21 protein-coding genes and 3 tRNA genes are annotated in these 26914 nt (G+C 45.9%); 8 read left to right on the top strand and 16 right to left on the bottom strand.

Annotated features, from left to right (window positions below; genetic code table 11):
• Nucleotides 1-188: 188 nt before the first annotated feature.
• From B5F91_RS12440 to lysS, 8 genes are all read right to left on the bottom strand, one after another.
• Nucleotides 189-776, bottom strand: coding sequence for a DUF4112 domain-containing protein (locus B5F91_RS12440; protein ID WP_087429394.1), 588 nt, complete (start codon nucleotides 774-776; stop codon nucleotides 189-191).
• Complete coding sequence (locus B5F91_RS12435) at nucleotides 773-2914, bottom strand: hypothetical protein (protein ID WP_087429393.1); 2142 nt, start codon at nucleotides 2912-2914, stop codon at nucleotides 773-775. The genes B5F91_RS12440 and B5F91_RS12435 overlap by 4 nt, the downstream gene beginning before the upstream one ends.
• Before the next feature lie 17 nt (nucleotides 2915-2931).
• Complete coding sequence (locus tag B5F91_RS12430) at nucleotides 2932-3153, bottom strand: DUF6140 family protein (RefSeq protein WP_087429392.1); 222 nt, start codon at nucleotides 3151-3153, stop codon at nucleotides 2932-2934.
• A 414-nt stretch (nucleotides 3154-3567) separates the two neighbouring features.
• Nucleotides 3568-3852: a hypothetical protein gene (locus B5F91_RS14995; RefSeq protein ID WP_144025117.1), complete on the bottom strand. Its 285-nt coding sequence runs from the start codon at nucleotides 3850-3852 to the stop codon at nucleotides 3568-3570.
• A 504-nt stretch (nucleotides 3853-4356) separates the two neighbouring features.
• Nucleotides 4357-5085 carry an HAD-IA family hydrolase gene (locus B5F91_RS12420; RefSeq protein ID WP_087429390.1) on the bottom strand — a complete coding sequence of 243 codons (729 nt, stop codon included), beginning with the start codon at nucleotides 5083-5085 and terminating at the stop codon, nucleotides 4357-4359.
• Between the two features lie 4 nt (nucleotides 5086-5089).
• Nucleotides 5090-6439, bottom strand: a complete 1350-nt coding sequence (locus B5F91_RS12415; protein WP_087429389.1) for a glucose-6-phosphate isomerase — start codon at nucleotides 6437-6439, stop codon at nucleotides 5090-5092.
• A gap of 14 nt (nucleotides 6440-6453) precedes the next feature.
• Nucleotides 6454-7449, bottom strand: coding sequence for an NAD(P)H-dependent glycerol-3-phosphate dehydrogenase (locus B5F91_RS12410; protein WP_087429388.1), 996 nt, complete (start codon nucleotides 7447-7449; stop codon nucleotides 6454-6456).
• A 13-nt stretch (nucleotides 7450-7462) separates the two neighbouring features.
• Entirely contained in the window at nucleotides 7463-9193 is a 1731-nt protein-coding gene (gene lysS / locus B5F91_RS12405) for a lysine--tRNA ligase (protein ID WP_087429387.1), read from the bottom strand.
• A 393-nt stretch (nucleotides 9194-9586) separates the two neighbouring features.
• Between lysS and B5F91_RS12400 the strand changes: the two genes are divergently transcribed.
• From B5F91_RS12400 to B5F91_RS12375, 6 genes are all read left to right on the top strand, one after another.
• Nucleotides 9587-10348, top strand: a complete 762-nt coding sequence (locus B5F91_RS12400; RefSeq protein ID WP_087429398.1) for an amidohydrolase — start codon at nucleotides 9587-9589, stop codon at nucleotides 10346-10348.
• A 112-nt stretch (nucleotides 10349-10460) separates the two neighbouring features.
• Entirely contained in the window at nucleotides 10461-12080 is a 1620-nt protein-coding gene (locus tag B5F91_RS12395; RefSeq protein ID WP_087429386.1) for an indolepyruvate ferredoxin oxidoreductase subunit alpha, read from the top strand.
• Nucleotides 12077-12670 (top strand): indolepyruvate oxidoreductase subunit beta, encoded by a 594-nt coding sequence (locus B5F91_RS12390; RefSeq protein WP_087429385.1) that lies wholly within the window; start codon nucleotides 12077-12079, stop codon nucleotides 12668-12670. Before B5F91_RS12395 ends, B5F91_RS12390 begins: the two co-directional genes overlap by 4 nt.
• A gap of 177 nt (nucleotides 12671-12847) precedes the next feature.
• Nucleotides 12848-14173, top strand: coding sequence for a pyridoxal phosphate-dependent aminotransferase (locus B5F91_RS12385; protein WP_087429384.1), 1326 nt, complete (start codon nucleotides 12848-12850; stop codon nucleotides 14171-14173).
• Between the two features lie 96 nt (nucleotides 14174-14269).
• Nucleotides 14270-15583, top strand: coding sequence for a phenylacetate--CoA ligase (locus B5F91_RS12380; RefSeq protein WP_087429383.1), 1314 nt, complete (start codon nucleotides 14270-14272; stop codon nucleotides 15581-15583).
• 88 nt (nucleotides 15584-15671) lie between these two features.
• Nucleotides 15672-16088: an amino acid-binding protein gene (locus B5F91_RS12375; protein WP_087429382.1), complete on the top strand. Its 417-nt coding sequence runs from the start codon at nucleotides 15672-15674 to the stop codon at nucleotides 16086-16088.
• A gap of 103 nt (nucleotides 16089-16191) precedes the next feature.
• On the opposite strand, the gene B5F91_RS12370 is transcribed toward B5F91_RS12375, so the two are convergent.
• The 3 genes from B5F91_RS12370 to B5F91_RS12360 all read right to left on the bottom strand — a co-directional run bounded on the left by B5F91_RS12370 (nucleotide 16192) and on the right by B5F91_RS12360 (nucleotide 16474).
• Nucleotides 16192-16278, bottom strand: a tRNA-Ser gene (locus B5F91_RS12370).
• Nucleotides 16279-16291: 13 nt separating this feature from the next.
• Nucleotides 16292-16364 (bottom strand) — tRNA-Glu (locus B5F91_RS12365).
• A 23-nt stretch (nucleotides 16365-16387) separates the two neighbouring features.
• A tRNA-Ser gene (locus B5F91_RS12360) sits at nucleotides 16388-16474 on the bottom strand.
• A gap of 354 nt (nucleotides 16475-16828) precedes the next feature.
• Between B5F91_RS12360 and pflB the strand changes: the two genes are divergently transcribed.
• Nucleotides 16829-19045: a formate C-acetyltransferase gene (gene pflB / locus B5F91_RS12355; protein WP_087429397.1), complete on the top strand. Its 2217-nt coding sequence runs from the start codon at nucleotides 16829-16831 to the stop codon at nucleotides 19043-19045.
• 170 nt (nucleotides 19046-19215) lie between these two features.
• Complete coding sequence (gene pflA, locus B5F91_RS12350; RefSeq protein WP_087429381.1) at nucleotides 19216-19944, top strand: pyruvate formate-lyase-activating protein; 729 nt, start codon at nucleotides 19216-19218, stop codon at nucleotides 19942-19944.
• On the opposite strand, the gene B5F91_RS12345 is transcribed toward pflA, so the two are convergent.
• The 5 genes from B5F91_RS12345 to gmd all read right to left on the bottom strand — a co-directional run bounded on the left by B5F91_RS12345 (nucleotide 19941) and on the right by gmd (nucleotide 26842).
• Nucleotides 19941-21149 carry a sugar MFS transporter gene (locus B5F91_RS12345; RefSeq protein ID WP_087429380.1) on the bottom strand — a complete coding sequence of 403 codons (1209 nt, stop codon included), beginning with the start codon at nucleotides 21147-21149 and terminating at the stop codon, nucleotides 19941-19943. The two genes, pflA and B5F91_RS12345, sit on opposite strands and share 4 nt — an antisense overlap.
• Nucleotides 21150-21154: 5 nt before the next feature.
• A complete protein-coding gene (locus B5F91_RS12340; protein ID WP_087429379.1) occupies nucleotides 21155-24034 on the bottom strand; it encodes a bifunctional fucokinase/fucose-1-phosphate guanylyltransferase in 2880 nt (959 codons plus the stop codon).
• Nucleotides 24035-24036: 2 nt separating this feature from the next.
• Nucleotides 24037-24549: a UpxY family transcription antiterminator gene (locus tag B5F91_RS12335; RefSeq protein ID WP_087429378.1), complete on the bottom strand. Its 513-nt coding sequence runs from the start codon at nucleotides 24547-24549 to the stop codon at nucleotides 24037-24039.
• Entirely contained in the window at nucleotides 24550-25650 is a 1101-nt protein-coding gene (locus B5F91_RS12330) for a GDP-L-fucose synthase (protein WP_087429377.1), read from the bottom strand.
• Nucleotides 25651-25753: 103 nt separating this feature from the next.
• Nucleotides 25754-26842 carry a GDP-mannose 4,6-dehydratase gene (gmd, locus tag B5F91_RS12325; RefSeq protein WP_087429376.1) on the bottom strand — a complete coding sequence of 363 codons (1089 nt, stop codon included), beginning with the start codon at nucleotides 26840-26842 and terminating at the stop codon, nucleotides 25754-25756.
• Nucleotides 26843-26914: the final 72 nt, after the last annotated feature.

The following is a 26914-nucleotide window of genomic DNA, read 5'->3' as shown; positions in this document are numbered from 1 at the left end:
GACCATCGATTATGAATTCCTTGCTGAAACCGCAGAAGCTATGGTACAGATTGCATTCATCCAAATCATGCTTAACAGATTTATCGAATGAAATCAAAACAGCTTCTTATGTCACAATAGGTTTTATATTTTTTAACAGAAGGTAGAAGGGAATTCATCGCACGATAAATTCAAAACAACTTCTTAAATTAGAAAAAGCTTCCTATCCATTCTACAATTTGTACGGCAAGCCTGACCAGCAGGTAGATGATAGCACAGAAAATGAGGATAAGCACTCCCGTCCAAAAGGCTTTCCGGTTTACTTCCTCAATAATTTCTTTGTCATCTTCTACGAAGCCTACAATCAGCCGGGCGTTTTGTACGTAGGATCGGTTGAATACATCTACGATGTCGCCAATCCATAACGGTATCAGTCCGATAGCTACATCACGGAGCACGTTGAATATCACAGCTAAGGTCAGCGGGAGCGAACGTACCTTGCAGGCTGCGACATAAATATATGGTATTACGAATAGGGAGGTCAAGGCATCTCCGGTCCCGGCAGGCAGGATGAAGCCCAGTATCGGGTCGATGAAATACTTGTCCATCCATTTGGCTATGGTCTGGGTGGCGCGGTAGGAAGAGGATTCTTCTATCTCCATGCGTCTCAGTTCTTTTTTCTTTTTCCGTTCTTCTTCTTGCTTCATGGCACGTTCTATCTGTGCCTGTTCGTGTTCATCGGTCAGGCCCAGTTCTTTTTGAGCCTGACGTCTCCGGTTGCTTTGCAGTTCGCTCATAGTTCGATGGTTTTAGTTCCGTTTAAAAATTCGTTCCATTCTTCTTTGCTGAAGGATTCGCCTTCTTTTTGTGCCAGCGATAATAAGCCTTCTTTCAGCTCTTCTTCGCTGGTGGCGGTATTGATTTTCTTCAGGCTTTCGCGCAAGATAACACCTCGGTTATCAATGTCGGCTAAGTTGTTTCGGAATGCTTCCTGAAGTTTTTCCAATTCCTTGTCGTATGTCTGATGGGCTATTGCGCTTTGCTCTTGCATCGCTTTCAGTCGGCTCCACGATTCGAGCAGGTTTACCGTGTTTTGTATCGCTGTATTTTCTGCATCCGATAATTGTGCGAAATCTGCTTCGGTCACATTTCCGTCTGAAGTTGATTGTCTGGAGTCGGTCGGGTATTCGTCTGATACGGCATAGAAGGAATTTTTAGCTGTTTCATAATCAATAGACGCATGTTCTCTTAGGGTATCAGCGAAAAGCTGAAGATTTTGTTTCAATTCTTGGGGCAGTTCGGTATTTTGCCGGGTGATAGATACGGTTTTTACCAATTTGTTATCTAATTTGCTGTTTGCTATTTCTCTGGCAATGCGCAACAGCTTGACCATTGATTCCAAGTGGGGCAGCAGCTTCATTTGCAGGGCGGGGCTTACGTTTATATTGTTCATTATTTCCCGGTTGAGGCGATGCAGTTTTTCTTTCAGCAGCTGATGCGTCCGTTTGTTTTCGTTCAAGTGTTGTTGGAGTTGTTCCAGTTCGTCACTATCCAATTTCATATCGGTCTGCATTTCTTCGTATTGGGAAATGACAGGCGCACAGGCTTGATTCCAGTCGTAGATGTTCCGGTTGTATTTTTGCTTGGCGGAGCCCAATGTGAGCAGGTTGGTCAAGAAGAACGGTTTTTTGGGTTTGCTTGCTTGGGCTTGTTGGCATTGGGTTTGCATTCCGTCTAACAGTTGGCGGCATTCCTCGATACGGGTAGTGTAATAGTCGATGTTCAGTTGCTCGTCGGTCATTTCCCGTTCAAGGGTTTTATAAGATTCGAGTGCTTCGTCTCTTTCTTCTTTTAGCGATTGTATATCCGTATCGGCATAGAGGGCTTGGGTCAATTGTTGCCATTCGCCTGAAAGGACCTGTTTGCTGAACCGGCAGAAGGCTTCGGCTTGCGGGATGTACAGGTCGTTCAGGGTTTTGTAAATGACGAATAGCCTTCCCATGTCTCCTTTGATGAGGGTTACATCATGTTTCACGCTGTTTTTCAACGTGAGCAGGTCTTGTTTCAATTCGGCGGTTTTCTGTCCGGCATCGATGTAGTGCGACACCATGTTAAGCCCGGCGAGTACCAGCCCGATTTGCTTGCTGCCCGCTGCTTTATACGATTGGCTTGCCGTTTTCAGTGATTGGGCAAAACTATCGGTAATGCTGCTCATCAGAGTGGAACATTTTTCGTTTATCTTGTCGTAGTCTAACTTTACGTTTTGCAGCATCCCGTGTACGTCAAGCCATTCGATGGAATCGAAGTCGAACAGTTTGGGACTGACCGTTTTGATGGAATCGCCGAAGGCATCGGTCAGTACAAGGGCATATTGGCGGTATGTATCGCAGATTTGTCCCCGCAGTTTTACAAAGTCGGTCGTGACTGCTTGGATTTGATGCTTGGCATCATCATAGTTGCCGACCAATTCCGAGTAAAGGTTGAATACGGCGGTAGCTTCGTTTTTTACTTTAACAACCCCCTGTGTGCCCGTAAGGGTATTGAGCGCACCGATACTTCCGCTAACGGTTTGTTCCCGCAAGGTTTGCGTTACAATGTTTTCCAATTGGTTCAACGCCTGATTTCCCTTGGCCAACTTTTGCTGGAGCAAAGGGAAGAGCGAAGTGTTGTCATTCGTCTCTATCAGATAATCTGTCCGGTATTCGTCTACCAGCGGGTCTTTCTTTTCATTATCGTAGAAAGAGTGCCGGATGGCTTCGTTGTCGTTGAAATATTTGTAGGCTTTCCATACCAGCATACCTATTTCGAACGAATCCGCTTTGATACCGAAATCCTGTAATTCGTATGCCAGGTCGGCACGTGTATAGACGGCATTTTCTTTCAGCAGTTGGCTGGCAATGTCGTATATCTTCTGATAAATCCGGTTGTTGTCCATAGTCTTTGTAGTAAAGGTTAGTCCAGTTTTTTGAAATCAAAATCGTCTGCCGAGCAGCAGGCTTTCTTATAGTCGAAACCATATAGGCGCATGTAGGCTTCTTGTACTTCTTTCGCACCGTTGTAGAAAGGAGTTGTAGTGTGCGATTGGGTAGTGACGATAATTGTCATTTCCGGGGTGAGGGTGGTTCCGTTCACCCGTTTGGTGTGTTTGGGAATGATTTGGAATACTTTTGACATAGTGGATCAGTGTTTTAGGTTTAACTTTTTCAATTGTTTAGATGTGGCAAAATTAAGCAGACGGTATGCCAATGTATTGCATAGGAATAAAAAAAAGGACATGTCCTTATATTTTTCTCATTCGTCTGGTTGGGTTCTGGAAAAACCTTGGAGTCGGAATAAGAAAAAGCAGTCCATGTCCTTCGGTGAAGGATACAGAACAGGCTTTGACTTATTATCGTAGACTCCATTTGTAAATTTTCCAGATTTAACCAGGTCTGATAATATGCCAGCAAGTTATGTAATATGTCTTTTAATCTATCGTTGCGTTGTTTTCTTAGCTTTGTAATTTCTACAAAACTACGAAATTTTTTTAGAACGCCAAAGATAAACGGCAGATATATCATGGGCTGCTTGTGCTTTTTAGGTGTTTTTTCAGTCATCATTCAAATAAGGGATATACGCCCTCCATTTGTTGTGTGATATGGAGCTGGTGTTTTTCCCTTTTCTGGCGCACGCTGTATTTTCGTAGTCCATTTCACGTAGGGAAGAGCGTTTGTTCACTCCCAGTCGGGCGAGCGATGTACATAAGCTGCAATCCAATTTCCAAAGGGATAGGCAACGGGACAGATTGAACGACTTGAGGTGTAGACAATATCCCATGGTCCAGTTGGTGGTGCGCAAGTAGAGGGTTATCCGGTTTGGGTACATTCCGTTCATAAGCATTTCTTTTTAGATACGCAGGCAAAGTTAGAAGGAAGATATGCCACATCAAGGCACAACACGGAATAATTTTAGCTGAATGACCGTATTTTACAAATTTTACAAATGACCGTAGGGACGGTTGTTTATTTTCATTACAATTATACGATGTGTAGTATGGATTTGTGCGTTTGGTTGATATCACGATCCAGCACAGATAACCTTGTCTGGTGTAAGATTAATAATCTTATATTGGTGTCCGATAAGACACATAGGCAATACAGAGAAAAGATGAACATAAGTGATAAGGCTGACTCACTTATGTTAAACGCCCGAGTTACTTATGTGAAACGGCCAACTCACTTATGTTCATCAAAAGGCATGCTTGACTGTTTGTCTTTTTATAAGTTGTGATGTAATAAAAAAGACCGCTTCTCACGAAGCAGTCTTTTCAATATCCAATTTGAATTTGTTAGTGTTAGTATAAGCAATTGTAAATGCTATGTTGCAAAGATACGACTTTTATTTGATTACATGATAAAAACTTGCCCAATTATTATTGAAATTCATCATTGAAGGGAAAAGAAGGTTGGCTCCTGCCTGTTTTAAGACCTCATCAGGTAAGGGACCGGTATTTACAGCTACTGTAAAAATGCCTGCTGCAACTCCTGCTTTTACTCCTAATGGAGCATTTTCTACAACAATTGCTTCATTGGCTTTTACTCCTGCTTTCTGAAGTCCCATCAAATAAGGTTCTGGATTGGGCTTTCCATGTTTAACGTCAAAAGCCGTCACCATTAATTCAGGTTTGAAAATGCCTGGAAAGTTTTTGTTTAGACGTTCCAATAATGATTTTTGTCCTGAACCTGTTACAATGACTGGAGTTAATCCTTCTGCTTTTATTTTTTGTAATAATTCGTATGCACCCGGCATACGTTCTGCTTTGGGCAAAGTATTGAAAATCTCGGATTTTGTCTGGTAGATTTTTTCAATTTCTTCTGCTGTCGCTTCTGTTTTCCGTTGGCGGGTGCTTATGATATTGATAGTATCTGCTCCTGTACGTCCTTCGTGCAAATAAGCTTCTTCTGGAGTCATTTGCAGGTTGTAACGTTTCATCGCTTCGTGCCACGCTGCCGCATGATTCTTCATCGAATCAAATAATACGCCGTCCATGTCGAATAGAACAGCTTTCAGGTTGAGTGACTCGAAGCGATGTGTTTGCAGATAAGAACAAATAGCTTCTTCGAACATAGGCTTATTGGTTCAAACGAGCTTGGATGGCTTTAGATTCAGCTTCGTATCCCGGTTTGTTCAACAGGGCGAACATATTCTTCTTATAAGCTTCTACACCCGGTTGATTGAACGGATTGACTTCGAGCAGATAACCGCTGATACCGCAGGCTTTCTCGAAGAAATAAATCAATTCTCCCAAATAGAATTCATCCAGTTTCGGAACACTGATACGCATATTGGGTACTCCTCCGTCTACGTGTGCCAGTTGAGTTCCTAATTCAGCCATCTTATTGACTTCGTCAATGCGTTTTCCGGCAAGGAAATTCAAACCGTCCAAGTTCTCTGCATCGGTAGGCACTTTCAATTCATGGTTCGGAGTTTCGATAGATACCACGGTTTCATAAATAGTACGTTCGCCTTCTTGAATCCATTGGCCCATTGAGTGCAAATCTGTAGAGAAGTCTACCGAGCTGGGGTAAATGCCTTTATTGTCTTTTCCTTCCGATTCGCCATACAGCTGTTTCCACCATTCCATGAAATAATGGAGTTTGGGTTGGAAGTTGACTAGGATTTCGATTTTCTTTCCGTTTTGATACAATTCGTTGCGGGTAGCAGCATAGAGGGCAGACGGGTTTTCCATCAGGTTCTCATTAGCGCATACTTTTTCCATTTCACGTGCGCCGTTTACTAATTGCTCGATATCAAATCCGGCAACGGCAATGGGGAGCAGGCCTACCGGAGTCAGTACAGAGAAACGTCCTCCTACATTGTCTGGAATGATAAATGATTTGTATCCTTCCTTGTCGGCGGTAGTGCGGGCTGCGCCTTTCTTGGCGTCTGTTACGGCAACAATAACTTTGCGTGCCATTTCTTTACCGCGTTGTCTTTCGCATTGTTCTTTCAGCAGACGGAAAGCAAGAGCAGTTTCGGTTGTCGTTCCTGATTTGGAGATATTGATGATACCAAACTTTTTATCTTGCAGGTAGGTGGTCAGCTCGTACAGATAATCTTCTCCGATGTTATGTCCGGCAAACAAGATAACAGGTTGTCCTGCTTTTTTCTCCTTTAGCCATGCAAAACTGTCAGACATTGCTTCGATAACGGCACGGGCACCTAAATAGCTTCCGCCAATACCGGCAACAACTACCACTTCACAATTTTCACGCAATACCTGAGCCGTAGCTTTCAAGTCATTCAGGTGTTCTTGAGTAATAGAAGAAGGCAAGTGCAGCCATCCTAAGAAATCGTTTCCAAGGCCGGTGCCTTTTTCCAAAGTTTCCATACAAGCTCTTACTTTGGGTTCGTAAGATGCCAATTTCTCTTTAGAAATAAATCCTAAAGTCTTTTCGATGTTAAGTTTGATATTTTCCATAATAATATATGTATTTATCTGAATGAATCAGTCAGTAGTTTAATCTCAATCATGGGGGAAATCCGTTCGTACAGAATGTTATAGACGGCATCGACTATCGGCATGTTCACATGCAAGTGTTTGTTCAGTTCTTTGATACACTTGGTGCCGTAATAGCCTTCGGCAATCATTTCCATTTCAATCTGTGCACTTTTTACAGAGTATCCTTTCCCTATCATCGTGCCGAACACACGGTTACGGCTGAAGTTAGAATAGGAGGTAACCAGCAGGTCGCCCAAATAAGCGGAGTCATTTGTGCATCTGTCTACCGGATGTACCGTGTTTAGAAAGCGGTTCATTTCTTGTAAGGCATTTGATACCAATACTGCCTGGAAATTATCTCCATACTTCAGACCGCTGCAAATCCCTGCCGCTATGGCATATACGTTTTTCAAAACCGAAGCATATTCAATGCCTGCTACGTCCGTATTGACCGAAGTCTTGATGTATTGTCCGGACAGTTGGCGGGCAAACATTTTTGCCTTTTCGATGTCTTTGCATCCTACGGTAAGGTAGGAGAGGCGTTCCAATGCCACTTCTTCCGCATGGCACGGACCGGCAAGTACGGCAATATTGTCTTCGGGCACATCATACATCTTGTGGAAATAATCGGATATAATCATGTTCTCATCGGGTACGATTCCTTTGATAGCCGTTACGATGAATTTGTCTTTCAGCTTGGTCTTCAGCTTTTTCAAGTGTGATTTCAGGTAAGGCGAGGGAGTGACGAAAATCAACGTATCCGATTCTCTTACTACTTTATTTATATCCGATGAAAAGTTGATGCATTTGATGTTGAAGCGCACGCTGGTCAAATAAGCCGGATTATGCCCGAGCCGCTTGAAGTCTTCAATGCGGTCGTCTCGGCGCATATACCAGTTTATTGTTCCGGCTTGGGCAAGCACAATCTTTGCGATAGCCGTAGCCCAGCTTCCTCCACCCATGATTGCTATTTTCCCGGGTAATTTCATGTCTGCTTTTTACTTACATGATTTTACTTATCCATGTTGTGACTTCGTCAACACTCGGATTGGTCAGTCCCAATTTATATTTCTTGTTCACCCCGCAAATATCCATGTGCAGTTTCTGCGGGTTGACTTCTTTCATGTCTGAAACCAAATTATACCCTGCTTTTTGAATGAGGGGAACCCATTCTTCGGGGATGCCCAGTTCCATATACTTCGATGCGTTGTCTTTCGGTGTTACCTTTTCGGGGCGCATCTGCGGGAAGAACAATACCTCCTGAATGTAAGTCTTGCCCGTCATAAGCATTACCAGACGGTCGATACCGATGCCGATTCCGCTGGTCGGAGGCATACCGTATTGCAGGGCACGCAAGAAGTCTTGGTCGATAATCATCGCTTCATCATCGCCTTTATCAGCTAAGCGCATCTGTTCTTTGAAGCGTTCTTCCTGGTCTATCGGGTCGTTTAATTCCGAGTAGGCATTTGCCAGCTCTTTTCCGTTTACCATTAGTTCGAAACGTTCGGTCAGTCCGGGTTTCGAGCGATGCATCTTGGTGAGCGGCGACATCTCTACAGGATAGTCGGTGATGAATGTAGGCTGGATGAACGTGCCTTCGCAGAACTCGCCGAAGATTTCGTCTATCAGCTTGCCTTTGCCCATGGTGTCGTCGATTTCCATACCCAGCTTTTGGCATACTTCGCGGATTTGTGCCTCGTCCATGCCGTTGAGGTCATAACCGGTCTTTTCCTTGATGGCATCCAGAATCGGGAGACGTCTGTAAGGAGCCTTGAAACTGATAACGGTGCCGTCGATTTCGCGTTCGGGCTTGCCGTTTACGGCGATGCAGACAGCTTCGAGCAGTTTCTCGGTGAACGACATCATCCAGTTGTAGTCCTTGTATTGCACGTACAATTCCATGCAAGTGAATTCCGGATTGTGGTTGCGGTCCATACCTTCGTTTCGGAAGTTCTTCCCGATTTCGTATACGCCTTCGAATCCGCCCACAATGAGCCGTTTCAAGTAAAGTTCGGTAGCGATACGCATATACATATCGGTATCGAGGGCATTGAAGTGGGTGATGAAGGGTTTGGCGCTTGCCCCGCCTGCAATGTTTTGCAGAGTAGGGGTTTCCACTTCTGTATATCCTGCTTCATCGAGCACGCGGCGGATTGTGCGGATTACCGTAGCACGTTGCAGGAAAATGTCTTTCACCCCGTCGTTTACCACCAAGTCTACATACCGCTGGCGGTAACGCAGTTCGGGGTCTTCAAACTTATCGTATGCCACTCCGTCTTTGTATTTTACAATCGGGAGCGGGCGAAGCGATTTTGCCAGTACGGTCAGCTTCTGGGCGTGGATAGAGATTTCTCCCGCTTGGGTACGGAAGACAAACCCTTCGATGCCGATGAAGTCGCCCAGGTCGAGCAGGCGTTTGAACACTACATTATATAAGTCTTTGTTTTCATCCGGACAAATGTCGTCGCGGGTGATGTATACTTGGATACGTCCTTTGGAGTCTTGTAACTCAATGAAAGAAGCCTTACCCATTACGCGGCGCGACATCATACGTCCCGCAACCGATACTTTGCGCGGTTCTGCCTCGTCTTCCTTGAATTCGGCTTTTATGTCAGTCGAAAATGCATTGGTTACATACTCGGCAGCAGGGTACGGATTGATGCCCATCGCTCTCAGCTCATTCAGACTATTGCGTCTGATAATCTCCTGTTCACTTAGTTCTAATACGTTCATTTGTTAATACATTAACTCAATTTCGCTACAAAAATAAAAAACTTTTTGCAAACTTGCCCTATATCTTTGCGTCTTTTCTAAGTGTCGGTTCAAAATTTCCGTTAATTCCGGTTTGGGCATATAGGTGGGTGCCTGAATGCACTAGGCTTCGATGCCCGATGAAGCAGGGTTCGTTGGCTGATGAAGCCTAGTGTGTTGGCCGATGAATCCGTATGCATTTTTGTCAGCAATCGGCTGCCTTTTTGACAGGATTTGGGAGAAGAAAAAAGGATGACGGAAATACAAAAAAGTGCAATTTGGAATTTTTATGAGAGGAAAGAGTAATATTTTGCTCGTATTATTGGGGTATAACGATTATTTTGCTACCTTTGGGCGTTTCTAAATATGAAAAGCATGAAAGTAATCATTCTACAAACAGATATTTGTTGGGCGAATCCGGAGGCAAACCGGGTGCATTTGGACGAGATGTTGGATGCCCAATCAGGTGCAGACCTGTATGTCTTCCCTGAAATGTTTTCTACCGGATTCTGCACTCAGCCCGAAGGGGTTGCGGAGCCCGCGGATAGTGAAACCCTGCAATGGATGAAGCGGAAAGCTAAGGAAAAAGATTGCGCTTTGGCGGGGAGCATAGCCGTTGAAGAAGAAGGAAAGTATTACAATCGTTTTTATTTTGTGACCCCTGACGGGCAGGTGCGTTGGTATAATAAGAAGCACTTGTTTACGTATGGAGGCGAGGATAAGCATTATACGCCCGGCAACGAGCGTGTGGTGGCCAGCTTCCGGGGCGTGCGTTTCTTGCTTGAGGTGTGTTATGACCTGCGTTTCCCCGTCTGGTCACGCAACCGGGGCGATTACGATGCCATTCTTTACGTGGCAAGCTGGCCCACACCGCGCGTGGAAGCATGGAAGGCATTGCTCCGTGCCCGTGCCATCGAGAACCAGTGTTACGTGATAGCCGTGAACCGTACGGGGAAAGACCCGTATTGCGATTATTGCGGAGGAAGTGCCGTTATCGACCCATACGGGCATACGCTTGCGGCATGTACCGACGGGTGCGAGGAATGTGCCGAAGCTACGGTTAGTATGGAGGAATTGGAAGCGTTCCGCAAGAAGTTCCCCGTATTGGACGATGCGGATGGCTTTGCGTTGATGTAGTTGGATTTTAAAAACGCGGATTAACGCAGATTTTCGCAGATGATAATTAAAAATAAATTTTTGCGTAAATCCGCGTTAATCTGCGTTTCATAAAAACATAAGTTTAAGAATTATGAATAGCAGCGATAAACTTTTATTATTGGGCGACCAGGCGATAGCCTTGGGCGCCATTCATGCGGGAATCTCGGGGGTATATGCCTATCCGGGGACTCCCTCGACCGAGATAACCGAATACATACAGGATTCGCCCTTAGCACGGGCGAGAGGTTTGCACAGCAGCTGGTGCACGAACGAGAAGACCGCTATGGAAGCGGCTTTGGGTGTGTCGTACATGGGCAAGCGGGCATTGGTCTGTATGAAGCATGTAGGTATGAATGTATGCGCCGATGCGTTTGTCAATTCGGCAATTACGGGTGTTAACGGAGGAATCGTGGTGCTGGCGGCGGATGACCCTACGATGCATTCTTCTCAAAACGAGCAAGATTCGCGCTTCTATGGCAAGTTTGCCATGGTGCCTGTCCTCGAACCTTCCTCGCAACAAGAGGCGTATGACATGATGGAATATGCATACGAATTGTCGGAACGGGAAAAACTTCCCGTCCTGATGCGTATCGTTACTCGCTTGGCTCATTCGCGCGCGGCGGTCCGGGTGAAGACGGAGTTCAATGAAGTCACTTGTACGGGACGGGAATCTGTTCCGGCGGACTGGGTGTTGCTTCCAGCCAATGCGCGCCGGCGTTATTTGGAAGTGATTTCTGCGCAACCTCAATTATTGGCTCTCTCCGAATCTTCTCCTTTTAATAAGGCGGAACTTGGGGCAGACATTGCCGAACGGGGCATCGTGGCGTGCGGCATCGGATATAATTATGTAATGGAGAATTACCCTGCCGGATGTCCGTTCCCGCTTGTGAAGGTCTCGCAATATCCGCTTCCGATGGAGCAATTGACCCGCTTGGCGGATTCGTGCAAGGAGGTGCTGGTGGTAGAAGACGGCCAGCCCTTCGTAGAGGAACAATTAAAAGGGTTGCTCCCGACGAAATACATCGTGAAAGGACGCCTGAGCGGAGATTTGCCCCGTACCGGAGAATTGACTCCCGATAGCGTAAAGGCGGCTTTAGGCATTCCCAGTGCGGAGGTTTATGCTCCGGCTCAGAACATGGTTCCCCGTCCGCCTGCCTTGTGCGTGGGATGCGGGCACCGGGATGTGTACGATGCCCTGAACCGGGTAGCGGCGGAATATCCCGGCGCGAAGATATTCGGCGACATCGGGTGTTACACCTTGGGCGCGTTGCCTCCTTTCCGTGCTTTGAACAGTTGTGTGGATATGGGTGCGTCCATCACCATGGCGAAGGGAGCGGCGGATGCCGGGCAATTCCCTGCCATTGCTATCATCGGAGACTCCACCTTTACCCATTCGGGCATGACGGGATTGCTGGACGCGGTGAACGACAAGGCGAACATCACCGTGGTTATCTCGGACAACCTGACCACCGCCATGACGGGCGGGCAAGATTCGGCGGGCACCAATAAGTTCGAAGCCATTTGCTTGGGCTTAGGCGTAGAGCCTGAACACGTGCGCGTGGTGGTGCCCCTTCCGAAGAACATGGAAGAGATTACCCGTGTCATCCGCGAGGAAATCGAATACCGGGGCGTGTCGGTCATTATCCCGCGCCGCGAGTGCATACAGACATTAAACCGTAAGTTGAAAAAGAAAAAAGCCGAGAAGAAATGAAAACAGACATCATACTTTCAGGGGTAGGCGGGCAAGGAATCTTGTCCATAGCTACCATCATCGGGGAAGCAGCCACCCGCATGGGGCTGACCTTGAAACAAGCCGAAGTGCACGGGATGAGCCAGCGCGGGGGAGACGTGCAATCCAATCTCCGCCTTTCGGATACTCCCATCGCTTCCGACCTCATCGCCTTGGGCACGGCAGACATGATTCTTTCCTTGGAGCCGATGGAGGCGTTGCGTTATTTGCCTTATCTGGCGGAAGACGGATGGATTATCACTTCGTCCGCGCCGTTTAAGAATATCCCCAATTATCCCGACGAGCGGGCTTTGGCGGATGAATTGAACGCCCAGCCCCATGTGGTTTCGCTTGACGTGGAAAGGCTGGCAAAGGAAAACCATGTGCCTCGCTCGGCGAATGTCATTTTGTTGGGAGCGGCGGCGGCTTTCCTTAAAATATTGGATGTCGATGCCTTGCGCGAAAGCATAGGGCGCATCTTTGCCTCGAAAGGGGAAGAGGTGGTGGAAATGAACTACCGTGCTTTCGACATCGGGCGCGATTATGTGAAAAACTTGAACCGTGAGTATTAATTTAATGGCACACAGATAACACAGAAAGACACAGTTTTACACAGAAATTTAATGTGCTGATAAATAATGTGCTAATGTGTTAATCTTATTGGCGTATTGGCACATTAAAATAAAAATCCGTGTTCTTCTGTGCCCGTCTGTGTCATCTGTGTGCTATGTTTTATCAACAAAAGATTTATGAGCAGTGTATTCAGTAAAGAACAGGTGGCGGGCGTGGCGCGCGAGATGAAAGTGGCCGACCTGCAAAACGCCACCATCGGCGATGTGCTTTTGGTGGCTTCCCGCTTGGAAGAGCAGACGGGCATCCCGTTCATCCGCATGGATCAAGGGTCGCCCGGATTGCCTGCCAATAAGGTAGGTATCGAAGCCGAGAAAAGGGCGTTAGACGCGGGTGTGGGAGCGCAATATCCTGCCGCGGCTGGAGTGCCCGAACTCAAAGAGGCTGCGTCCCGTTTTGTGAAAGCGTTTATAGACATCGATATTTCCCCCCGTGCCTGTGTGCCTACTACAGGCTCTGTATCCGCCTCGTTCGGGGCATTTATAGCTTGTACGCAACGCATTCCGGGGAAGAATAAGGTGCTTTTCATCGACCCGGGTTTCCCTATCCAAAAATCCCAGTTGCGCATCTTAGGCATCGGGTGGGAGTATTTCGACATCCACGATTTCCGGGGAGAGCCGCTTCGGGCAAAATTAGAAAGCTATATGGCAAAGGGAGACATTGCAGCCGTGGTCTATTCCAATCCGAACAATCCCGCATGGATATGCTTGGAAGAAGAAGAACTGAAGATTATCGGCGAGCTTGCCACCCGATATGACGTGGTGGTGATGGAAGACCAGGCGTATTTCTGTATGGATTTCCGTCATAAGTACGGGCGTCCCTGCCAGCCGCCTTTCGTGCCTACCGTGGCGCGCTATACCGATAATTACATCCTCATGCTTTCCGCTTCGAAGATATTCAGCTATGCGGGCCAGCGCATTGCCTTGGCTTGCATATCCGATAAGCTTTTCGACAAGCAATATCCGGCGTTGGCAAAACGCTACGAAGATTCGGGCGTATTCGGCCCCACGTTCATCGCTTCCATCCTGTATATGATTACATCGGGATGTACAGCCACCACCCAATACGGCATGGCGGAGATGCTGGAACGTTCGGTATCGGGCGAAATCAACTTCGTGGAAGACGTGCGCGAGTACGAACGCCGTGCCAGCCGGATGAAGAAGATATTCACCGATAACGGCTTCACCATCGTCTACGACCGCGATGTGACCCGTCAGGTGGGCGACGGCTTCTTCTTCACTCTTGGCTATCCGGGCATGACGGGAGGCGAATTACTCCTCGAATTGATGTATTACGGAGTGAGCAGCATTTCGCTCTCCACCACGGGAAGCGAGCAGCAAGGGGTGCGTGCCTGCACCTCGCGGATGCGCGACGAGCTTTATCCCGTACTGGAAGAGCGGATGAAAGCGTTCCATGAGGACCACCCGATAGTTAACAATGAATAAGTAACAATGAATAGTTAGCAATGAATAATTATAATAGATAAGGTACACTCGTTTTGTACACTATTAATTATTAACTATTAATTATTAACTGATGACATGATTTGGAATCCCAACAAAGAATGCATGCCGCGCGAACAGTTGCGCGAGCTGCAAGGTAAGCGGTTGCAGAAATTAGTCGCTTACGTTTACCACAATGTGCCCTTCTACCGGCACAAGATGCAAGAAATGGACCTGATGCCAGAAGACATCCGGAGCATCGACGATATAGTGAAACTGCCTTTCACCACCAAGCAAGACTTGCGCGACAATTATCCCTACGGGCTGATGGCTGCCCCCAAATCGGAAGTCGTGCGGGTGCATGCTTCATCGGGCACAACGGGCAATCCGACGATTGTAGGATATACGCGCAAAGACTTGGCGGTATGGTCGGAAGTGATGTCGCGTTGCCTTTCGGCATACGGCGTGACCCGTGAAGATACGTTCTCGGTAAGTTATGGATACGGCTTGTTTACCGGAGGTTTGGGAGCGCATTACGGCGTGGAGAACTTAGGCGCTACGGTGATACCCGCCTCTACGGGCAATACCGAGAAACACGTGCGCCTGATTCGCGACCTGCACATCACGGGCATCGCCTGCACCCCCTCGTATGCCCTTTATTTAGCGGAGACGGTAGACAAGATGGGCATCGATAAAAACGAGCTGAGCCTCCGCATCGGTGCTTTCGGAGCCGAGCCATGGACCGAGAACATGCGTCAGGAGATTCAGGAACGCCTGGGCTTGAAAGGGTATAACCTGTATGGCTTGAGCGAGATAATGGGGCCGGGCGTGTCGTGCGAGTGCCAGGAGCAGAACGGCTCGCACATCCACGAAGACCATTTCTATCCCGAAATCATCGACCCGAACACGTTGGCTCCGCTCCCCTACGGGCAACAAGGCGAACTGGTGTTCACCACCCTCACCAAGGAAGGCATGCCCTTGCTCCGTTACCGCACGAAAGACCTGACCTCGCTGATGCCCGGCGTATGCCCCTGCGGGCGCACCAGCGTGCGGATGACTCCGATTATGGGACGCAGCGACGATATGCTGATTATCCGAGGCATTAACGTATTCCCGTCTCAAGTGGAAAGCGTAATCTTGAGCATGAAAGAGTTCGAGCCGCGCTACATGTTGGTGGTAGACCGCGTGAACAACCTCGACACCTTGCAAGTCCAGGTAGAAGTGCGGCGTGACTATTTCAGCGACGACATCGCTTCGATGTTGAATTTGAAGAAGCTTTTGTCGGATAAATTAAAGAGTGTCTTGTCTATCAGTGCCGATGTGAAATTGATGGAGCCGAATAGCATCCAGCGCAGCCAAGGCAAGTCGCAACGGGTAATAGACAAGCGGACTTATTTAGTTAATAATGAATAGTGAATAATGAACAATGGCGGATGTTTACGTTTTGTCATTAACTATTGATTATTAACTGTTAATTATTAACTATTAATTAGTTGGATATATGACAATCAGACAATTATCGGTTTTCTTGGAAAATAAAACCGGACGTATTAATGAAGTAGTGCGCACATTAGGCGCAAGTAGTATCAACATGCATGCGTTTAGTATGGCAGAAACAGCAGATTTTGGTATCCTTCGCTTGATTGTTTCAGATGTAGACAAGGCGATAGAGGTGCTTCGTGCCCACGATTTTGCAGTGATGTCTACCGATGTAGTCTGCTTAAGTTGCGACAATGTGCCAGGGTCATTAGCTGTTATTTTGGAATATTTGGCAAAAGAACAGATTTTCATTGAATATATGTACGCTTTTGCTCAAAACGACCGGGCACATGTGGTTATCAAGCCTAATGATTTAAGTCGTTGTTTGGAAGTGCTTCAAGCACATCATTGTGACGTTTTGACAAACGAAAAACTTTAAAATGATTGATAAAAAATAGCTCATGAAAGATTTTGTTTTCTCTTTTCATGAGCTATTTTTTATTCAAGAATTGAATTGAATTTTGATTTTGTTTTAGAATTTGCGGAAGCTGGGGGATTCGAACCCCCGGTACGGTAACCCGTACGGCAGTTTAGCAAACTGCTGGTTTCAGCCACTCACCCAAACTTCCAGTAAACTGATTGTAGCGCATACGGGAATCGAACCCGTGTTTCAGCCGTGAGAGGGCCGCGTCCTAGGCCACTAGACGAAAGCGCCATGTTATTTTGTTGAAAGAACAGCGGAAGCTGGGGGATTCGAACCCCCGGTACGGTAACCCGTACGGCAGTTTAGCAAACTGCTGGTTTCAGCCACTCACCCAAACTTCCAGTCTTTCGATTTTGCTTTGGAAATGCGTTTTCTCTCAAATGCGGTGCAAATATAGGTTGACTTTTTGACTTGTGCAAACTTTTCCCTTACTTTTTTGTAACTATGTCTGCTTGATGAGGCGCACCTTTTTGATAGTAAAACAGTTACGATGATGCGGGGAAATTTGATAAATCCATGAACACATCATATTATTAAATTGTTATAGGAATAAACGAGGAAAAATGACTTCGGAATTGTAATAAGTTTAATTTGAGAATCTGATTCATTGAAAGTATTGTACCGTATCTATATTTTCCGTACCTTTGCACCTCGTTTTTAAAATCAGTATAAACCACTTAAATTTTTTGTGTATGATGAATTTCAAAGAAGGACATTGGAAGTATGAAATCAACGTTACCGATTTCGTGAAGACAAACATTACCCCTTATGAAGGCGATGCTTCTTTTCTGACAGGTCCTACTGAACGTACGAAAGCTGTATGGAATAAGTGTTTGGAGGCTTTGGCGGAAGAACGTGCCAATAATGGTGTACGCTCGCTTGACCCTTCAACGGTTTCAACCATTACTTCGTTTGCACCGGGATATATTGATAAAGAAAATGAAGTGATTGTCGGTTTGCAGACCGATGAATTACTGCGCCGTGCCATTAAGCCTTTTGGAGGCATTAAAGTGGTGGAAAAGGCTTGTCGTGAGAATGGCATGGAAGTTGACCCGAAAGTAAAAGATATTTTTACGCATTACCGCAAGACGCATAATGACGGTGTGTTCGACGCTTATACCGAGGAAATCCGTTCGTTCCGTTCGTTGGGATTCTTGACAGGCTTGCCTGATAATTATGCTCGTGGACGCATTATCGGCGATTACCGCCGTTTGGCTTTATATGGTCTTGACAGACTGATTGAAGCCAAACAGAATGATTTACGTCATTTGACCAGCCCGATGACTGATGACCGGATTCGTCTGCGTGAAGAAGTGGCAGAACAGATCAAGGCTTTGAAAGAAATCAAGATATTGGGTGAACAATACGGTCTCGATTTGAGCCGTCCGGCAGAAACCGCTCAAGAAGCCGTGCAATGGGTATATATGGCTTATCTGGCTGCGGTGAAAGAACAAGACGGTGCGGCAATGTCGTTGGGTAATGTATCTTCGTTTCTTGATATATACATTGAATATGACATGGCACATGGCACGTTGGACGAGATTCATGCACAGGAATTGATAGACCAGTTTGTGATTAAACTGCGTATGGTGCGCCATTTGCGTATGCAGGCATATACCGATATCTTTGCCGGAGACCCGACTTGGGTAACTGAATCTATTGGCGGGCGTTTCAATGACGGACGGATGAAGGTGACGAAGACTTCGTTCCGTTTCTTGCAAACATTGTATAATCTAGGTCCTTCTCCCGAACCGAACTTAACGGTGTTGTGGAGCCCTCAATTGCCCGAAGGTTTTAAGGACTTTTGTGCGCAGGTTTCCATTGATACTTCTTCTATTCAGTATGAAAACGATGATTTGATGCGTGAAGTGCGCGGTTCGGACGATTATGGAATCGCTTGTTGTGTGTCTTATCAGGACATAGGTCGTCATATCCAGTTCTTCGGAGCGCGTTGTAATCTGGCAAAAGCGCTTCTGCTTGCCATCAATGGCGGTCGATGCGAAAATACCGGTACGGTAATGGTGAAGGGTATTCCGGTATTGAGCAGCGATGAACTGAATTTCGAGGAAGTGCTTGCCAATTACAAGAAAGTGCTGAAGGAAATGGCGCGTGTATATAATGATGCGATGAACATCATTCACTACATGCACGACAAATATTATTACGAAAAGGCACAAATGGCATTTGTAGACACAAATCCTGAAATCAATTTAGCATACGGAGTAGCGGGCATGTCGATTGCGGTCGATTCGCTTTCGGCTATCAAATATGCGAAAGTGAAAGCACGCCGCAATGACATTGGTCTGACCGAAGGTTTCGATATCGAGGGCGAGTTTCCATGCTTCGGAAACGATGATGACCGTGTAGACCATTTAGCGGTAGACTTGATTTATTATTTCGATGAAGAATTGAAGAAACTTCCGGTTTATAAGCATGCGAAACCTACATTGTCTATTCTTACCATTACCTCGAATGTGATGTATGGAAAGAAGACAGGGGCTACTCCCGACGGACGTGCCAAAGGTGTGGCTTTTGCTCCGGGTGCCAATCCGATGCACGGACGTGACAAGAACGGTGCGGTTGCTTCGTTGAGTTCAGTAGCGAAATTGCGTTACCGTGATTCGCAGGACGGTATCAGCAATACCTTCTCTATTGTTCCGAAATCGTTAGGGGTAGACCGTGAAAGCCGCATTGAAAATTTAGTTACGCTTATGGACGGTTATTTCGTGAAAGGTGCGCATCATCTGAATGTGAACGTTTTAAACCGTGAGATGTTAGAAGATGCCATGGAACATCCGGAGAAATATCCGCAACTGACTATCCGTGTATCCGGTTATGCGGTAAACTTCATCAAGTTGAGCCGTGAGCATCAGTTAGAGGTTATCTCGCGCAGCTTCCACGAGCGGATGTAATTATTAAAATAAAACGCAGAAACGCAAAGAATCATTTTAGAGAAAGGGAGCAAAGTACGTAAGAGAGTGGATAATCTTAATTTGAATTTTAGAATCTCCGTGTCTTTTACTTCCTCTAAAATTATTTCTCTGCGCTTTTGCGTCTCTGCGTTTGATAAGAACAATACTATATGATTAGGGTACATTCTTACGAGTCATTAGGTACATACGACGGGCCGGGTATCCGGCTTGTCGTTTTCCTGCAAGGATGCAATTTCAGATGCTTGTATTGCGCCAATCCCGATACCATTGATTGTAAAGGGGAAAGCAAGGAAACTTCTCCTGAAGAGATTCTTCGTATGGCGGTTAGTCAGAAACCTTTCTTTGGCAAAAAGGGAGGAATCACGTTCAGTGGCGGAGAGCCTACGGTGCAGGCGAAGGCATTGATTCCGTTGTTCCGAATGCTGAAAGAGGCGGGTATCCATATTTGTGTAGATACGAACGGAAGCATTTGGAACGAGAATGTGAAGGAACTGTTTACGCTTGCTGATTTGGTGTTGCTCGATGTGAAAGAGTTCAACGATGAACGCCATCGCCTGTTGACTTCGCGCAGCAATGTGCAGACTTTGCAGACTGCAGCATGGCTGGAAGCCAACGGAAAGCCTTTCTGGTTGCGCTACGTATTGGTGCCGGGCTATAGTGCTTTTCGTGAGGACATAGAGGCTTTGGGCAAACATTTCGAAGGTTATCAGATGATAGAGCGGGTAGAGATTCTGCCTTATCATACCTTGGGAGTCCATAAGTATGAAGCAATGGGTTTGGATTATCAGTTGAAAGATGTAGAGCAAAACACGCCCGAACAATTGGAAGTTGCTCGGACGTTGTTTGAAACTTATTTTAATAAGGTATATGTAAATTAGTGTTTTTGCAGATACAAAGCAAAGACTGTAATGATTGCAAAACAAATCAAGGGCACGATAAAGCCGGTGGCGGTGTTTACGGTATCGGCTATATAGCCCATAATTAATGGGGCGACTGCTCCGCCTACAATGCTCATAATCAGATAAGATGAAGCCCGTTTTGTATGTTCGCCTACTCCTCGGATAGCAAGGGCAAAGATCGTTGGGAACATGATAGACTCGCAAAGGAAGCAGAAGAAAAAGGCTCCTATAGAAATTTTTCCAAGACCCGCTATGACTATTATCATGGATAGGATACCTCCGATAGCTACGGAAGCCAATAACCGTTCGGAGCGGACGAATCCCATTACCCAACTGCCTGTCATGCGTCCAGCCATAAATAGTCCCATGCCTACAAAAGAGAGCCACAGTGCCGCTTCGCGTGCGGATATAGTGGTTTGTTCGGTGACATAATTAATAAAGAAACTATTGATTCCTGTTTGTGCGGCGACATAGAAGAAGAGGGCAATCAGTCCGAATACAAAGTTGCCGTGGCTCCACAAAGAACGTTTTGTAGCTGTTTGTGCAGCGGTAACAGGTTCTTCTGTCTTGATTTCCGGTAACCGGATGCGTGAAAATAGGATTGCAGCCAATAATACAAGTGTACCGATAATGGCGTAGGGGATGGCTACACTGCTTTCTTCTTTATTGGTGGTGAAGATGAACAAGCCGCCCACCAACGGACCGCATATCCAGCCCAATCCGTTGAATGACTGTGCTAAATTAATGCGCCGTTCTGCCGATTCTTTTTCTCCAAGTACGGTAACATAGGGATTGGCGGCAGTTTCCAGACAAGTCAGTCCACATCCGATTACGAATAGAGAAAATAGGAAAAAAGGGAAAGACATGATTTGCTCTCCGGGAATAAACAGTAAGGCACCTATTCCGTACAATATCAGTCCTGTAATAACTCCAGTCCGGTATCCGTAACGCCGGATAATTTCTCCGGCAGGCATTGCCATTAAGAAATAGCCGCCATAAACAACGGCTTGTATCAGTGCCGAATGTGTTTTCGAGATGCTTAGAGCGTCTTGAAAGTGCTTGTTCAGTACGTCAAGAATGCTATGGGCAAATCCCCATAGAAAGAAAAGGGTGGTTATCAATACGAATGGAACGAGGTAGTTCGTCCCATTGGCTGTCTGTACGAGTTTTGTTTTCGGTTTCATAAATGTTAGCTTCTACTTACTTCCAATCCTTTGTCTGATAAGCTCATTTCAACGAAACGGGCACGGTTGTTAGGCGGATTTTGCATGAGTATCTTCCGGATGCGAAGGGCTGCTTCCGGGTCTTTTGCCACCATATACAGATAACCACCTCCTCCTGCTCCGGGCAGTTTGTAGCCTAAGCAGAGGTCGTCTACTTTTTGCGTCAATGCCGCTACGGATTCGGGGTTAGTTCCTGCATCAAGCTGTTGGTTCTGTTTCCAAGTCTTGCGTATCAGTCTTCCGGTCTCTTCGAAATTATTGCGCAGGATAGCATCGTATAAATCAAGAGCATGTTGTTTCATTTGTCCTAACAGTTGGAGATGTTCGGTTGAATTTAAGAACATGCTGCGGACGATTTCCGCTAAGATGCCTTTAGCGGTACGGGTAATGCCCGTATAATATAACAGGTGGCATTTCCGGTATTCATCGTTAGTGAAAAGATGTTCGGGCAACCAGCGTACCATTGGTTCTTGATTCCAGCCCGGTTGTGTCTGAAGTAATTTCACTCCTTGTAAGACTCCTCCGTATTGGTCTTGCCAACCGCCTCCGGTGGTGAGCAGTTGCTCTAAAATTAGCGTCCGGCTTCCTATTTCCTGCTTGTCCCAGTTCAGTCCACAGAAGTCATTGATGGCTCCTAAGACAGTTGAAGCCAGAATAGAGCTTGTGCCTAATCCCGAACCTGCAGGTATGGCAGAAAGCAAGGTCACTTCGATGCCTGCTCCGAATGATTGAAGCTGTTTTTCGAGCGTATTGAAATGCTCAATGGAGAAATCCGGATGAAATCCGGCGAGAACCAATGCCGCTTTCGGAATGGAAAATGGAGAACCCACCCGGTTGAATGTACGCAATTCATCGTAGGTGGAAACCGTTTCCATAGCACCTAAGTCAATAGAGCGCAAGGTGATATTGTATGTTTTCGAAGGTTTGACATAGACTTGGAGAGGCGGTTGCCCATTCAGTTCAATCGCTATATTTACTACATTGCCTCCCTCCATTAGGCTGTAGGGAGGCGTGTCTGTCCAGCCTCCGGCAAGGTCTATCCGTACCGGGCTTCGTCCCCATACGATTTGGTCTGCATAGATTGATAGGCTAGGAGCTTGCCGGTGATTTACGGTCGAAGTCAGTCCTTCCCGCATGAGGCGGAATGCTGTGTCTTCTTCATGTTTGACTTGTTCCGCATTTGCTCCCTGTAATTGCAGTGCTTTAGCTCGGAACATCGCATCGCTGATACGGGTTATTAGCGGGGTTGACTCTGGAAGAGGTTGGGGAAGAGGCAAGTTGAATCGGGCAAACTCTTCGGCTGCTTCTTGCAGGTTCAGCTGATAGAATACGCTTCGTTCGTAGTTTTTTGATAATGAGGTCCAACCGTCTTTCCTAAACGTTTCCCGCTGTTGTGTGAGACGCTTCAAGTTGGCGTCTGCCGATAGTTCGTCTGCCGATAGTTTTTTCGCTTTGCTCCATATTTCTTTTCCATTTGCAGAATCCGGCTCATTTATCATCCAGCGTAGTACTGTTTCCAATTCTTCGGTTGAATGGCAAACCGGGAAGAGCTGGGCAGATTGTAAATCTTCGTTATGGGCAATCATTTCGGCATTTAGTCCTCTGTCTGTCAGCCATTTTGTAATAGATGTGCCTTGATAAAGGGTTTCTGCCTGATTTAATGCGCCTCTGAATGCATCGTTGAATCCGTATGGGCGTGCAGCATAGTCATTTTCGCCAATTGGGACAATATCAATGCAGCAACCTTCAGGAACGTTCAAGGTCCAATTGTTCATGGGAATACCCGTCAGAATATTTTGGGCATGCAAATTCCATTTAGCCCCGATATAGCTGTTTTCAATCCATACATTTGAATTTTCGGCAGTCAACGGACAATGGGTTATCGCGTTTTGGATGAAGATAGCAGGATGAGGCTTTACTTTCTTGTGCATAATCATCCGCTGGTCTATCACGCAGTTTTGAATGGCTAACGTGGATGAAATCATTTCGCGGCTGGTGCCGTAATGATGAAACTCGCCGCCGGGTAAAGGAAGTATAGCCACGGTAAGTTGATTCAATTCCGGGTCTTCTACTTGAGGGTGTGTGCCTAATGCACGTCCAAAATCAGAATACAGGTCATAGAATTTCAGTTTGCCGTTATCTACAGAACGTTTTACAAGCAGATCGACGGCACGGTCACTCAGTAACCAAATGCCTATATCCATTAGAAATAGGTAATCCTGCATGAGCTCGCCCAACTTCTCTACACTTGGCTTTTGCAGCATAAAGGCTAATTGGTCGGGATTTTTACGTGAAGATACAAAGACACCATGATTTTTGGCAAGTTCCGGGTCTACCCACAATCCATAACATACGACATCAGCTTCGGGTATGTCTTGTAGTGCTTTTGAAGCACGGATATATACATCTCCGCTGGCAATGAGCGTATGCAGGCTTTCGGGCGCTTTTTGCATGATTTCCTCATACAACGGAATTTGAAGTGAAAGCAGATTCTGTGTCAGCCGTTGTCCGCGTCCCCAGCGGAATACAGGGATAGGCGTAAGGATTTTGCCGGAAGGTGCGTAGGCTGGAAGCCGGCGGCTTTGTCCCCCGGCATGCAGCAAGATGCGTTTTTCTCTCCCGACCCATTCGTTTAAGTCTGCTGTAATCTGGTAATTCGGGTCAGCAGACATTGCATCTTTTTTTTCCTCGTTTCGGCAGGCTTGCAATAGCCATGCTGTGCCTCCTCCCGAGCCCAATTTACTTCCTATGGGGTCTGAAGTGCAAAACCATTCTTCAGGGTCAGTATAAGTGATGTCGTGGAAACAATTCACCAAATTTGGCGGTAATGATAATAGTTTCTTCATGATTATACTTTAACTTTTTCAAGATAACCTATGGGTATTTCTACAATGGCGCAGCCTAATTGTTCGATGCGTACCGTTACTTGTGATTTTCCGTTCAGTTGAACCAATTCTCCTTTTAGTCCGGTCAAAGGACCTTTTATTACTTCTACCGTTTCTCCTTTTTGCAATGGTTCATTAACAAATGAAACGGTTTGTTCTGAAAAGTCCAGCATAAAACGGAAACGCTCCATATCGCTATCACGGATAATGGCAGGACTATGTGTACAACGGTCTGTCAGTGTACCGGTGATTGCCGGAATTTGTTGCATCAAGTTGATGCGAGTCGTGTTGTCTGTATGTACGAAAATCATCATTGGAATTACTACTGCTTGTACTTTTTTCTTTCGGTCACTCCATTGTCTTATCACTTCTTGAATTGGAAGATAATAGGAGATTCCCATTTGTTCTAAAGTTTGTGCCGTTTTCTTTTCATGATGCATTCGTACATACAGTGCATACCAGTTTTGAGGCTTCATTTATGCCGTCTGATGATTGATACAAATTCCTTTCAGATACCATTCATACAATCTGTGGATACCTTCGTCTATTTCTACCTTGTGATGCCAGCCTAGATTGTGTAGTTTGGTTACGTCGGTCAATTTACGCATTGTACCATCGGGTTTGGATGCATCCCAGCATAATTCACCTTTGAATCCGATTTCCTTTACAATCTTCTCGGCAAGTTCGCGGATGCTTAATTCCTTGCCTGTGCCCACATTAATGTGGCAGTTTCGGATTTCTTTTTCTCCTTCTTTATAAGTATTTTTGAAATCGACATTCAATAATACATGGACACTGGCGTCTGCCATTTCTTCGCTCCATAGGAATTCGCGCAATGGTTTTCCTGTTCCCCAAAGTGTGACTGCTTCAGGAGTAATGCCGAATTTTGCTAGTTTTGCTAATATTTCTTCATTGCTGTTGCTTCCGTTTACGCCTTCTACCGGACGTAAATCAATGTCTTTGCGTACCGCATTCCAGTTATTTTCATTCAGACATTTGGCTAGATAAACTTTTCGAATCATTGCCGGAAGGACATGACTGTTTTCCAAGTGGAAATTATCGTTCGGACCGTAGAGATTGGTTGGCATTACCGCAATATAATTTGTACCGTATTGCAGGTTAAAGCTTTCGCACATTTTCAGACCGGCTATCTTCGCAATGGCATACGGCTCGTTGGTATATTCCAAGGGGGAGGTGAGGAGAACTTCTTCTTTCATCGGTTGGGGGGCTTCACGCGGATAGATACACGTGCTTCCCAAAAAGAGCAGTTTCTTTACTCCGTGACGGAAACTTTCACCAATAACGTTTTGCTGTATCTGTAAGTTTTGGTAAATAAAGTCGGCACGGTATTGCAGGTTAGCCATAATGCCTCCTACGTGGGCAGCTGCCAATACTACAGCTTCCGGTTGTTCTTCATCGAAGAACCGTTTGACGGCAACACCGTCCAGTAAGTCCAATTCTTTGTGGCTTTTTCCTACTAAATTGGTATATCCTCTTTGCAGGAGATTGTTCCAAATGGCAGAACCCACCAATCCGTGATGTCCTGCCACATATATTTTTGCTGATTTGTCTAACATTGTGTATCGGTTTATTTGAACACAGAGACACAAAGACACAGAGTCTTTTTATTTATCATTGATTAATATCTCGGTGTCTTGGTGTCTCTGTGTTTAATGAAATTTATTCCGTTTTATCCATTTCCGCTTTCAGATGCAGTTTTTTTACGAATCGCATATCGTGTTCTACCATGATACGTACCAATTCCGGGAATGAGGTCTTGGTCGGATTCCATCCTAACATCGTCTTAGCTTTTGTCGGGTCACCTAAAAGTTGTTCTACCTCACATGGGCGGAAATATTTCGGGTCTACTTCTACTAATACTCGTCCGGTAGCTTTATCAATGCCTTTTTCATCTACGCCGCTGCCTTGCCATTCCAGTTCAATGTCCAGATATTTGAAGGTCAACGTACAGAATTCGCGTACTGTATGCATTTCTCCTGTAGCAATGACAAAATCTTCCGGTGTTTCGTTTTGCAGGATAAGCCACATACATTCCACATAGTCTTTGGCATATCCCCAGTCGCGTTTGGCATCAAGGTTTCCCAAATACAACTTGTCTTGGAATCCTTGTTTGATACGTGCGGCTGCCAATGTGATTTTTCTAGTTACAAATGTTTCTCCGCGGCGTTCGCTTTCATGGTTGAAGAGTATACCGTTTACAGCGAACATCCCATAACTTTCGCGGTAATTCTTGGTGATCCAAAACCCGTATTGTTTGGCTACGCCGTACGGTGAACGTGGATAGAAGGGTGTAGTTTCCTTTTGAGGTATTTCTTGTACCTTACCGAAGAGTTCTGATGTAGAAGCTTGATAAATGCGGCAGGTCTTGTCTAGTCCGCAGATGCGTACAGCTTCCAGCAGGCGAAGTGTACCGATAGCATCGGCTTCTGCTGTATATTCGGGTACATCGAATGATACTTTTACATGGCTTTGCGCTGCCAAATTATAGATTTCTGTAGGATGAATGTCGCTGATGATGCGGATGAGTGAACTGGAATCCGTCATATCTCCCCAATGAAGGTTTACCAGACGGCTTTTTTTCATGTCACGCACCCATTCATCCAAGTATAAATGTTCGATTCTGCCTGTATTGAAAGAAGAAGAGCGGCGCAAGATGCCGTGTACTTCATATCCTTTTTCTATTAAGAATTCGGCAAGATAAGAGCCATCTTGTCCGGTGATTCCGGTAATTAATGCAACTTTTCTCATGTTGGGTTTTATTATTAATAGGTGTTGTAGAAAGAGGTCGTCTCAAAATGAAAGCAGAGTTTTATCTTGAGA

This window comes from Bacteroides sp. An322, from assembly GCF_002161765.1.
GTDB classification, from domain to species: Bacteria; Bacteroidota; Bacteroidia; order Bacteroidales; family Bacteroidaceae; genus Phocaeicola; species Phocaeicola merdavium.
The sequence above is the reverse complement of the archived record's forward strand: the minus strand, read 5'-3'. Positions and strand labels throughout refer to the sequence as shown.